Annotated in this window: 8 protein-coding genes and 2 pseudogenes; 5 read left to right on the top strand and 5 right to left on the bottom strand. The window is 67.9% G+C overall.

The window, feature by feature from the left end; genetic code table 11:
- Positions 1-1715: pseudogene (locus tag ENSA7_RS42995) on the top strand (hypothetical protein); the annotation flags it as partial.
- 46 nt (positions 1716-1761) lie between these two features.
- On the opposite strand, the gene ENSA7_RS01620 reads toward ENSA7_RS42995, so the two are convergent.
- The 5 genes from ENSA7_RS01620 to ENSA7_RS01640 all read right to left on the bottom strand — a co-directional run bounded on the left by ENSA7_RS01620 (position 1762) and on the right by ENSA7_RS01640 (position 6849).
- A complete protein-coding gene (locus ENSA7_RS01620) occupies positions 1762-2556 on the bottom strand; it encodes a hypothetical protein (protein WP_106087418.1) in 795 nt (264 codons plus the stop codon).
- A 132-nt stretch (positions 2557-2688) separates the two neighbouring features.
- On the bottom strand, positions 2689-3342 hold the full coding sequence (locus ENSA7_RS45685; protein ID WP_219907889.1) for a type IV pilin protein: 654 nt from the start codon (positions 3340-3342) through the stop codon (positions 2689-2691).
- Positions 3343-3423: 81 nt separating this feature from the next.
- Positions 3424-4026, bottom strand: a complete 603-nt coding sequence (locus ENSA7_RS01630; RefSeq protein WP_219907890.1) for a type IV pilin protein — start codon at positions 4024-4026, stop codon at positions 3424-3426.
- 386 nt (positions 4027-4412) lie between these two features.
- Positions 4413-5828 (bottom strand): sigma-54-dependent transcriptional regulator, encoded by a 1416-nt coding sequence (locus ENSA7_RS01635; protein ID WP_244923685.1) that lies wholly within the window; start codon positions 5826-5828, stop codon positions 4413-4415.
- 10 nt (positions 5829-5838) lie between these two features.
- Positions 5839-6849, bottom strand: coding sequence for a class I SAM-dependent methyltransferase (locus ENSA7_RS01640; RefSeq protein WP_146157213.1), 1011 nt, complete (start codon positions 6847-6849; stop codon positions 5839-5841).
- A 54-nt stretch (positions 6850-6903) separates the two neighbouring features.
- Between ENSA7_RS01640 and ENSA7_RS01645 the strand changes: the two genes are divergently transcribed.
- From ENSA7_RS01645 to ENSA7_RS01660, 4 genes and pseudogenes are all read left to right on the top strand, one after another.
- Entirely contained in the window at positions 6904-7767 is an 864-nt protein-coding gene (locus ENSA7_RS01645; protein ID WP_106087422.1) for a response regulator, read from the top strand.
- Positions 7768-7989: 222 nt separating this feature from the next.
- Positions 7990-10728, top strand: a complete 2739-nt coding sequence (locus ENSA7_RS01650) for a valine--tRNA ligase (RefSeq protein ID WP_106087425.1) — start codon at positions 7990-7992, stop codon at positions 10726-10728.
- A 16-nt stretch (positions 10729-10744) separates the two neighbouring features.
- Positions 10745-11275: a low molecular weight protein-tyrosine-phosphatase gene (locus ENSA7_RS01655; protein WP_106087423.1), complete on the top strand. Its 531-nt coding sequence runs from the start codon at positions 10745-10747 to the stop codon at positions 11273-11275.
- Between the two features lie 51 nt (positions 11276-11326).
- Positions 11327-11515: pseudogene (locus ENSA7_RS01660) on the top strand (beta-aspartyl-peptidase); the annotation flags it as partial.

An 11515-nucleotide genomic window follows, 5' to 3' on the forward strand; every position in this document is an offset into this window, starting at 1 on the left:
TGCCCGAATGGCGTCCGGGCGTCGCGACCGAGGCCCACCCGTCGCTCGCGTCGCTCAACGCCGGCCAAGAGCCCAAGCGGACCCCGCCCAAGCCCGGCCGCGCGCGGGCCAAGACCATGGTCATGACCAACTCCAAGCCGGACATCCCCGGCGTGGGGAAGAAGCTCCCGGCCCGGCCCAAGGGCGCCCGCCCAGCCGGTGGCGGCGGCGCCGACTTCGACTGGGACGACGACGAGCTCGAGACCAAGCTGTTCGAAGGCCAAGAAGAAGACGCGCTGGCGGCCGCGCCATCGGTGCATCGCAGCACCCCCGGTGGCCCGGGTATCCCCGTTGGCGGCCCGGCCCCCGCGGCCGGCATCCAGGCGACCATGCCGCCGCCCAGCTCGATGACCCCCGGCGGCCCAGCCGCGGCCAACCGTGGTCTGCCGAGCCCGGCCGCTGCTCGCGGCTTGCCCGGTCCCGGCGGCCACGGCGGCCTCCCAGCTCCCGGGCAGTCCGGCTCTGGCTCGGTTGGGTTGCCGTCACCCGGCGGGCATCCCGGGCAGGGCGTGGGCGCGGGCATGGGTGCTGGCATGGGCGCCGGTATGGGCATGGGCATGCAGGGCCAGCAAGCCCAGCAGGTCCAGCAGCCCTACGGCGCGCCGCAGCAGTACCAGCAGCAGCAGCCCCAACAGCAATATCAACAGCAACAGCAGCAGCAATATCAGCAGCAGCAGCAGCCATATCGTCCGCAGCACAGCCAGCAGCAGCATCCGCACTCGCAGCAGCCGGGTCCCGTACCGATGTACGACGAGCCGGATGAAGACAAGAAGAGCAACGTCGGCCTGATCATCGGGATCGTGGGTGGCGTCGTGGCGATCCTCGCGGTCGTGGCGTTCTTCGTGTTCGGGCAGGGCTTCGACGGCGGCGACGAAGAGCCAGCCGCCGACTCGGGCGCCGAGGCCAAGCCAAGCGACGCCGCGAGCTTCAACCTCGATGTCAGCCCCGCCACCGCGACCGTGCTGGTCGACGGCAAAGAGATCGCCGGCGAGGCGCAGCGGGTTGTCAGCGGCCTGTCCGAAGGCCCACACAAGATCGAGGTCAGCGTCGCGGGCGGAGAGTTCTTGCCCTTCTCGCAGGAGATCACGCTCGGCGCCGGCCAGAACATGCCGCTGCCGATCAAGCTGCACGCCCGCACGGTCACGCTGACGATCAACGTCGAGCCACTCGCGGCCACGGTCACGCTGCTCGCTGGTGACGCGAGCACGGAGATCGGCAAGGACGCCGCCAGCCACAAGCACCCGCTCACCCGCGAGCCGGGGGTCGCGTACACGCTCTTGGGTGTCGCAGACGGCTACGACGAGGTCAGGACCCCGATCGTGTTCACCGGTGACTCGGCGCAAGCGATCAGCTTGGTCCTGGTCGCCAAGGCCGGTTCCGGTCCCGCCCCCACGCCGGCCGAGGATCCCGCGCCGGACAAGGCGGTCGAGAAGAAGAAGCCGGTCAAGAAGGCTCCGCCCAAGCCGAAGACCGCGGAGCTCAAGATCGGCGTCGCGCCGGGCAACCCGCCGGCCGACGTCTACGTCGACAACAAGAAAGAGGGTCGCGCGCCCGTGTTCGTCAAGGTCAGCGCGGGCTCGCACACCGTCAAGTGGAAGTGGGACGACGGCAAGACCGACACCCAGAAGGTCACGGTCGGCGACAAGGAATCCAAGCTGCTCAAGGGCAGCAAGTGACGGCTGGGGTCTGGCTGGGGTCTGGCTGCGGCCAGGCCCAGGCGACTCACTCGCGGATGAGCACGTACAAGTCGGGCGGGACGTAGGGCCGCTCGGCTTGGTGCTCGGCCTCGAACTCCTCGCGGAGCCGCTCGATCGACGCCAGCCCAGCCTCGCCGATCGCCGCCTCTAGCTTCTGTTTCAGCAGTCGGCGGTGATCGGGATCCTCGGCTTGCAGCAGCTGACTCTCGAGGAACGCAATCGCGAGCTGATCGGCGCCGCCCTCACTGACGAGGGTCGCCGCGAGCTCGCGGACCAGCGGCGGCGCGCCAAAAGCTGCGGCCTTGCGGATCAGGCCGGCGCCCTTGTCCATGGCCGCAGCCTGCTCGTCCGCGGTGTAGCCAGGCACAGACTGCACGTCGCGCGTCAGCAGCATCCCGGCGGCGAACAGCAGCTCGTGATCCTCCGGGAAGTGGGCGAGGCCCCGCTCATACAGGGCGATCGCCCGATCGACCATCGCCCGATCGATGTTGTCACCCGTGTAGATGAACGCCACGCCGCCCCACGCGTAGGGGCGACGAAACTGGGGAGACAGCGAGTAGATCGCCTCGAGGTACTCCATGATCCACCGGTAGTTGGTCGCGCCCACGCGATCACCTGCGAAGATCACCGTGCGGATCCAGATCAGATCGCCGAGCGCCTCACGATAGCCGAGGCTCATCGGCCCAAGATGCTGGGCGGGCGGCAGGTACAGCAGATCCTGATCGGGTGGGAACGCGTCACGGCGATCCTTGACCGCCGTGTGGGTTCCGAGCATCGCCGCGAGAAACACGGGCAGCAGCACGAGCGCCAGCCGTCGCATCGTGGGGAGTATACACCTTGGAGGTGGGTTCCGACGGTCCACCGCGCACAACCTCGACGCACCAATTACAAAGAGCGGGAGTCCCGAAGGGCTCCCGCTCTTTGTGAGCTCGAGTGACTCGAGCGACTGTGACTACTCGACCTCTTGGTCGACGTAGAGGCCGATCGCCGCGTTCACGCCCTGCTGATCACCAGCGCCGCTGCGCTCGTAGGTCGAGTACACGGCGTCGTCGTCGAGGTCCGCGAACGCCTGCGCGGTGAACTGGCAGCGGCCGTAGCCGATGATCTCGTTGACCGCGACGAAGTTGTAGTGGAAGTAGTGACCCTGCTCTTGCAGGTAGTTCAGGCCGTTCCAGACCGGGTTGTCGTTCCACTCCGCGATGTCGTAGTAGCCCGCAGGACCACCGCCGGTCGCCGGGATGCAGCGACCGCCGGGACCCTGGTTACAGTTGGTGGCCAGGGCCGGCGTGATCTCTGCCTGACCACCGGTCGGCACGCCGTCGGGGTGCGGGCAGCGGTGCGGCGCCATGTCCTCGACCGCACCACCATCACCGATGAAGCCGGTCGCGCCACGGTCGGCGTGCTCGCTCTTGAAGAAGCTCGAGGCCGAGTCGTAGATCTTGGCGAGCTGGGTCTTGGCCTCGGCGGTCTTGGCCCGGCGCATATACTTTTGCAGCGCCGGAACGGCGACCACGGCGAGAATGCCGAGAATCGCAACCACGATCATCAACTCGATGAGCGTGAAACCCTTGGCGTTCTTGAGCTGCTTCATGTCGATCTTTTTCATTGTCGTATCCTGTCCTTCGTCTGGGGGTCGGCCTGACGGAGGTCAGGCGGTGGCTGGCTATGATGATTGTCTGGCGGGCGCTCACTCACCGAAGTTGGTGTCACCCATTGATACGTCGGTGGCGAAGTGAGCCGTCGTGAATTCCCAATAGACGCCGTCGCGGTCGAAGTCGCACTTGGCGAATGCGTAGAACCAGTCGCGGGCGTAGAAGCGCTCGAGCTGAACGTCGGTGTTGGGGAACACCTCTGTCGCGAGCGGAAATGCGGGGGGCTCGTCACCGAACTCGCCGTTGGTGCCGTCACCGGTGATGACCCCATACGCGCAGAACGAGTGGCCGCCCTCGGGCATGAAGCTCATGGCGTCGAAGCCATGCTCGACCCCGCCCGCGCGAAAGAACGGGGTGCCGATCGCGACCGCGTCGCGGGTGTAGCCTTCGTCGGCGATCGACCACTGGATCGCGCCGTCTTTGTTGGCGAGCTGATCGGGCGTGACCGGGTAGGTGTCCATCTCGCCGGTCGAGGTCGAGGCGTAGTGGCCTCGCACGGACATCAAGCCGTTCTCGCGCAGCGAGAGGTTGGAGAGATCACCGATGACCTCGGTTCGCCGCGCGTTGCGGAGATTCTTCGTGTATCCAACCAGCGCGAGCGTCGCCATGATCCCCAGGATCGCGACGACGGTGAGCAATTCGATGAGGGTGAAGCCCCTCTGGCCAGCCTGTGCGCGACGATCAGGCTGCGCGAGCAAGCGCGTGATCGAGCGTCGTGGGTTCGTTGGCCGCATCGGATTGGCCTGGGAGTAAGCACTACTCGTGCCGGTGATGAATGTTGAATTACAGCGATGATCCATAGTGATCCCAATGAGTTAGCGAGTGGGGCAAATGATCCCACCCGGTTTCTGCCGCAGAATGTCGATCATGGGCCGACGAAGTTCGGCTCGTGGGCCGCAGAACGTCACCCCGGCGCATAACAAACCTGGCGGTGCTACCCGTACGGGGCATTTTCGCCCGGTCGAGAGATCACCTACCCGACCTTCAGGACATGAGTCGACAGGGGTGGATATGCGCATACCACTCACCCTTCCGCTGAACGCCCGACCTCGATACCCAGCTTCTGCAGCCGATAACGGAGCGATCGAAAGCTGATCCGCAGCAGCTTGGCGGCCCGCTTGCGGACGCCACCGGAGCGGGCGAGCGCGGCGAGGATCAGGTCGCGCTCGAGATCCGCGAGCCGGGCGTCGAGGTCGAGCCCGTCTTCCGGAAACGCGCTCGGCGTGCGGCCAACGTCGTCGGCGCTGGCTCGCCGACTCGGGAAGTGATCGGCGGTGAGGGTGGCGGTGCTCTCGAGCGCGACCGCTCGCTCGATCAAGTTCTCGAGCTCGCGCACGTTGCCCGGGTAGTCGTAGGCCAGCAGCCAGTCGAGCGCGTCGCGCGAGACCCCGATCAGCTCGCGCTTCATCTCGCGGTTGAAGCGATCGAAGAAGCGCTCGACCAGCAGCGAGATGTCCTCCGGGCGGTGGCGCAGCGGCGGCAGCACGATCCGAACCACGTCCAGGCGAAAGTAGAGATCCTGGCGAAACTCGCCGCTCTCGACCGCGGCCTCGAGATCCCGGTTGGTCGCGGCGACCACCCGACAGTCGACGGGCACCTCTTCGTTGCCGCCGACCGGCCGGATCGTCCGCTCTTGCAGGACCCGCAGCAGCTTGACCTGGGTCGCGGGATCGATCTCGCCGATCTCGTCGAGGAACAAGGTGCCGCCGCCTGCGACCTCGAACATGCCCTGGCGATCGCCAGCGGCCCCCGTGAACGATCCCTTGACGTGGCCGAACAGCTCCGACTCCATCAGCTGCTCCGGGATCGCGCCGCAGTTGACCGGGACGAACGGGCCATCGGCGCGGTCCGACAGGTTGTGCAGGGCCCGAGCGACCAGCTCCTTGCCCGTGCCCGACTCGCCGCGGATCAGCACGTTGGTCCGGGTCGTCGCCATCCGACGGACCAGATCGAACACCTTCTGCATCGACTCCGAGCGACCGACCATGCGGTCGAGCGCGTCGACGCCTTTTAATTGCTCGCGCAGGCGTCGGTTCTCCGTGCTCAGGCACCGGCGCTCGAGCGCGCGCTGAACCAGGAGCTGGATCTCGTCGATCTTGAACGGCTTGATCAGGTAGTCGTAGGCCCCGATCTTCATGGCCTCGATCGCGGTGTCGGTGGTCGCGTAGGCCGTGGCCATGATGACCTCGGGCGGTGGATGGGGCAGGGCGCGGGCGTGCCGCAAGACCTCCATGCCGGGCACGCCGGGCATCGTGAGATCGGTGATGACCACGTCGAAGCCGATGCTGTCATCGCTGAGCACGCGCAGCGCGTCGGCGCCCGACTTGGCCGTGGTCACGTGGTGGCCAGCGCGGCCCAGGCACACGCTCAGGAACTCGCGCATCGCCAGCTCGTCGTCGACGATCAGAATGCGTCCGGGTAGCGGATCGACCTCGCTCACGAGGTGGAGTTTACAACGATAGGGCTGGGCCAGGCTTCGAGGTCGCGACCATCGCGGCCTCCCCCCGGTGAACGCGTCGCAGCACGACGAGGACCTGTGCGCCAAACCGCTGGAACAGGGCGAGGTCACGCAAGCGCCACTCGAGCCGCGAGAGCACGCTGCCAACCAGCGGGATGTGGAGCGTCGCGTTGTGCGGGATCAGCACGCCAAGCCCATGCACACGCACGAATTCGAGCTCTGGCGGGAGGAAGCGCAAGAACCTGGGGATCGTGTCCCAGCGGGTCAGCCCGTAGCGATCCCCCAAGATCATGCGGCGTCGGGAGACCACGGTGATCGGGTTGCGGATGCCCTCGACGATCCCCCGCAGGCTCCGGGGGTTGGCGATCTGAACAAACACCTCGCCGCCGTCGACGGTCACGCGCGCGGCCTCGCGCAGCAGCTGGCACCCGAGCCGCTCGGAACTGCTCGTGTCGTAGCCCAGGTGTGGGAAGGTTCGCAGGCAGTACACGACGTCGAAGTTGGCGTCGGGGTACTCGGCCAGGTTGACGCTGGGCTCGTCCTCGCCCTCCTCGGGGATCATGAGGTTGCCGTCTGCGTCGAGGAACTGGCTGGCTGGCAGGAACCCCGAGGTCTCCGCGACCTTGCCAGCGGCCTGATCGAGCGCGCCCTTCTCGACGATCGAGAGGTGATCGCCGATGCGCGCTTTGACCCACCCGCTGATCTCGGGGCTCCCGTAGCCGAGATCCAGCACCCTTCGGCCCGGCACGTGGGTCAGGATCACGTCCCCCGCGAGGCTGTCGACCAGCCGCGACCACGCTGAGCCGAGGCTGAACGGCCCTGTGACGCTCGCGGAGGCGACCCGCGCGGACGTGCTCGAGCCGCTCGCATGTACGCCTGATCGACCCGCTACGCGCGACCGCAGGTCGATCGGACCGGTCAGGCCCTCGAGCACCACGCCGCCGCGGCCGGGCTCGCTCGGTTTTTGAGGCGGCTGTTCGGGCCGCTTCGTTGACCCACTCACGGGCGCCATGGTACGCCTTTGCCCGTCACACCGAACGCTCGGGGAACTCGATACATGCCCACCAAGATCCTCGCGATCGACGATTCCAAGACAATGCGCTTGGCCATCAAGATCACCTTCGCGGCCGAGGACGCGAAGGTGACCGCGGTGAGCAAGGGTTCTGAGGCCGTAGCTCGCGCCAAGCAAATGCAGGCCGACGTGGTCCTCATCGACCACAGCCTCGCGCCCGGCGAGCCAAGCGGCTTTGAGGTCGTTCAGGCCCTCAAGTCCAACCCAGCGACGGCCAACATCCCCGTCATCATGCTGATCCCCGCCAAGGGCAGCATCGGTGAGGCGGAGGTCGCGGCCGCAGGGGCGGACAACTACATCGGCAAGCCCTTCGACAGCCAAGAGCTGATCGACAAGGTCGCGTCGGCGCTCGGGCGCGGGGCCAGCAAGCCCGCGGCCGCGGCACGACCAGCGGCGCGTCCGCCTGCCGCGGCGCCTGCCGCCCGGCCACCCGCCGCTCGGCCACCAGCCGCAGCCAAGCCTGCGCGCGCACCTGCTGCGGCACCCACGCCCGCGAGGGCGCCGGCCGCCGCCGCGGCTCCCGCTGCCCGGGTGCCAGCGCCGGCTTCAGCACCAACTTCGGCGCCACGGTCCGCGCCACGGTCCGCGCCAGCCTCTACAGCCCCGGCGTCCCCTGTCTCAGGCGCGATCCCGATCGCGATCCCGATCCCGTTCACGGCGGCCAACGCCCCGACGTCCAGCATGATCGAGCGGATCAAGGCGGCCGCCGGCAACAGCAGCGCCGCCGCGGGTCTCGATCCGGCAGCCGTCCGCGCGCTCTTGCAGCTCAGCCAAGAGATCGTCGAGCAGGTGGTCTGGGAAGTCGTCCCGGATCTGGCCGAAGAGATCATCAAGCAAAAAGTTCAGTAGCGCGCCGACAGTTTGGCAGCGCGTTGCTGGCGGGGAGCCCGTGCGAGGATGCGCACGGGCTTTTTCGTGTCGCGCGGTTGCGCCCGGATGTCTTCGGACCAGCGCCGACAGTCATCCGCGTGGGCCCCAGGTTTCTGCTCCGCTCGCCAGCGTTCGTTGGCAGCCGCTCATTACTCGCGGGGGCCCCTACGCGGGCGTGGATTCGTGTGGCAGGTTCACGCGATGTCCGAGCAGGAGTTCGCCAAGGTCTACGAGCCGGCCAAGGTTGAAGCAGATTGGTACGCCCGCTGGCGCGATGACGGCCTGTTTTCGCCCGCTGAGCACGACGGTCCCCACTTCACCTGCGTGCTGCCGCCGCCCAACGTCACGGGCCGGCTGCACATGGGTCACGCGCTGACGGCCACGATCGAGGACAGCTTGGTCCGCTGGCATCGCATGCGGGGCGAGCGGGCGCTGTGGCTGCCCGGCACCGATCACGCTGGGATCGCCACGCAGGTGATGGTCGAGCGGGACCTGCAGACGCGCGAGCAAAAGAGCCGCGACGAGATCGGCCGCGAGGCGTTCCTCGAGCGAGTCTGGCGGTGGACGGACGACCACGGCGGCGTCATCGATCGCCAGCACGAGGCGCTCGGCGCCTCGCTCGACTGGTCGCGCTATCGCTTCACGATGGACGAGGTCTCGTCCCGGGCGGTCCGCGAGGCGTTCGTGCGGCTCCACGAGCAGGGTCTGATCTATCGCGACTATCGGCTGATCAACTGGGACTGGGGCTCCCACACGGCGCTCAGCGATCTCGAGGTCGAGCACGAAGAGATCGAGTCCAGCCTGTGGCACATCGCGTATCCGATCGTCGGCAGCGACGCCCGCTTGATCGTCGCGACCACCCGGCCCGAGACCATGCTCGGCGACACGGCGGTCGCGGTCCACCCCGACGACGAGCGCTACCAGAGCCTGATCGGCCAGCGCGTGCGGCTGCCCCTGACCGGGCGCGAGATCCCGATCATCGCCGATCCGATCCTGGTCAAGATCGGGTTTGGGACCGGGGCCGTGAAGGTCACGCCGGCCCACGATCCCAACGACTTCGAGACCGGCAAGCGCCACGATCTCGAGCTGATCCAGATCATCGATCTCGACGGCAACATTCAAGCCCCGGCGCCCGAGCCCTACGTGGGGCTGTCGGTCAAGCGCGCGCGCGCGCGGGTGCTCGCCGATCTCGAGGCCGAGGGTCTGCTGGTCGAGACCAAGCCGCACGTGCTGAGCATCGGTCGCAGCCAGCGATCGGGCGTGATCGTCGAGCCGCTGCCCTCGTTTCAGTGGTTCGTGAACGTGGCCCCGCTCGCCGGGCCCGCGCTCGAGGCCGTGCGCACCGGTGAGACCGTCATCTACCCGGAGTTTCGCCGCGCCGACTACTTCCGCTGGATGGAGAACATCCGCGACTGGTGCATCTCTCGCCAGCTGTGGTGGGGTCACCGGATCCCCGCGTGGCACTGCGCGTGCGGCCACATCACGGTCGCGCGCGAGGATCCGAGCGCGTGCGCCAAGTGTGGCAGCGCCGACATCTCGCAGGACGAGGACGTGCTCGACACCTGGTTCTCGTCGGGGCTGTGGCCGCTGACGACGCTGGGCTGGCCGGCGGACGACAACGAGGTCGACCGCTTCTACCCGACCTCGCTGCTGGAGACGGGCTGGGACATCCTGTTCTTCTGGGTCGCGCGCATGATGATGTTCGGCCTGCACTTCACCGGGAAGGTCCCGTTTCGGACCGTCTACCTGCACTCGATGGTGCTCGGTGAGGACGGGCAGAAGATGTCCAAGACCAAGGGCAACGTGGTCGACCCGGTCGAGCTGGTCGACGCGTACGGGGCCGACGCGCTGCGCTTTTACCTGTGCACGATCGCCGGTCAGGACTCGGGCATCGTGTTCTCGCGCGCTCGCGTCGAGGGCTACCGGAACTTCTGCAACAAGCTGTGGAACGCGGCCCGGTTCGCGAGCATGCGGCTCGAGGGGCTCGACCTCGCGGCCTGGCGCGCCGACGTGCTCGACGCGGACGACGGCCTCGCGCGGCTGTCGATCGCGGATCGCTGGATCCTCGGTCGCGCGCTCGAGCTGCCCGAGCGCGTCGCCGCCCACCTCGACAACTGGCGGCTGGATCTCGCCGCGCACGCTGCGTACCAGTTCGTGTGGCACGAGCTGTGTGACTGGTACCTCGAGCTCGCCAAGCGCCGACTCGCCGACGACGCGGATCCGAGCGAGCGCCACGCCACGCAGGGCACCCTGGCCACCGTGTTCGATCTGGTCCTGCGGGTGTTGCACCCGATGGTCCCGTTCATCACGGAGGAGCTGTGGCAGCGGCTTCCGCGGGTCGAAGACGCGCCCACCTTGATGAGCGCGGCCTGGCCGATCGTCAGCGGGGAAGGCCAACAACGGACCATGGCGGGCCCCGTCCGCGCGGTTGGATCGATCCTCGCTGACCCACGAGTCGCCGAGGCCGAGCGGGACATCGAGCGCCTGATCGCGGTGGTCACCAGTCACCGCATGCTCAAGGCGGAGTCCAAGATCTCGCCCGCGCAGCCGGTCGAGGTCCAGGTTCGAAGTGACGACCCAGACACCTTGTCCTCGCTCGAGCGGATCCGCGAGGCAGCGCAGTTCGTCGGGCGGATGCGCTCGCTGACGGTGCTCGGGCGTGACCTCCAGCTGCCCAAGCAGTGCTCGGTCGACGTGGCCGCAGGCGTCGAGGTGGGGTTGCCGCTCGCGGGCCTGGTCGACCTCGACGAAGAGCGCGCGCGGCTCGGCAAGGACATCGCCAAGAAGCAAAAGGAGCTCGCGGGCATCGACAAGAAGCTCGCCAACCAAGGGTTCTTGCAGCGCGCGCCCGCCGAGGTCGTCGCCAAGGAACAGTTGCGTCAGACTGAGCTTCGCGACAATCTGGCAAAGCAACAGGCGCTGCTCGATCGCCTCAGCTGAGCCGCCGCGGGTCCTCATGTCCAGTCCTGTCAGCCACCCCGAGACGACGACCACGCCCAGCCCCAACAAGCTCAGCGTGTGCTTCGTGTGTCTCGGCAACATCTGCAGGTCACCGACCGCCGAGGGCGTGTTCACCAAGCTCGTCGTCGACGCCGGGCTGCGCGGCCGGATCCGAGTCGACAGCGTCGGCACCGGGGCGTGGCACAAGGGCGAGCGGGCCGACAAGCGGGCGCGGACCGAGGCGCAGCGGCGTGGCTATGATCTGCAGAGCGTCGCCCGGCAGATCACGACCGCCGACTTCACCAATCACAACCTGCTGATCGGGATGGACCTCACCAACCTCCGCGAGCTCGAGGCGCTCGCGGCCAAGTCCAACGGCACGGCCAAGATCTCGCTGCTGCGCAGCTACGATCCGCTGTCGCCCACGGACGCCGAGGTGCCCGATCCCTACTACGGCGGGGTCGAGGACTTCACGCGGATGTTCGACATGGTCGAGGCCGCCTGCAAGGGCCTGCTCGCCCGCTTGCGCAGCGAGTGGGGGCTGTAGCCCCGCACGGTTGGGCGTGGGGGCTTCTCGTTGCTCGCGTACACTCGGGGCGTGAGCCTGACGCTGCTGCGCAACGCTGAACTGTTTGCTCCCGCGCCGCTCGGGCGGCGCGACTTGTTGCTCGCCGGGGGGCGCGTGGCGGCGATCTCGGAGCGTGGGGGGCGGATCGAGTCGCTGCCGGCGACGCTTGGGGTCGAGGTCCATGACTGTGCGGGGGCGTATGTGGTGCCGGGGCTGGTC

This window comes from Enhygromyxa salina (assembly GCF_002994635.1).
GTDB classification, from domain to species: Bacteria; Myxococcota_A; Polyangia; order Nannocystales; family Nannocystaceae; genus Plesiocystis; species Plesiocystis salina_B.

Coding starts and splice junctions, on each gene's coding strand:
- ENSA7_RS45685 (WP_219907889.1), bottom strand. CDS start 3,342: ATGAAAAAGATCGACATGAAGCAGCTCAAGAACGCCAAGGGTTTCACG.
- ENSA7_RS01650 (WP_106087425.1), top strand. CDS start 7,990: ATGTCCGAGCAGGAGTTCGCCAAGGTCTACGAGCCGGCCAAGGTTGAA.
- ENSA7_RS01645 (WP_106087422.1), top strand. CDS start 6,904: ATGCCCACCAAGATCCTCGCGATCGACGATTCCAAGACAATGCGCTTG.
- ENSA7_RS01655 (WP_106087423.1), top strand. CDS start 10,745: ATGTCCAGTCCTGTCAGCCACCCCGAGACGACGACCACGCCCAGCCCC.
- ENSA7_RS01620 (WP_106087418.1), bottom strand. CDS start 2,556: ATGCGACGGCTGGCGCTCGTGCTGCTGCCCGTGTTTCTCGCGGCGATG.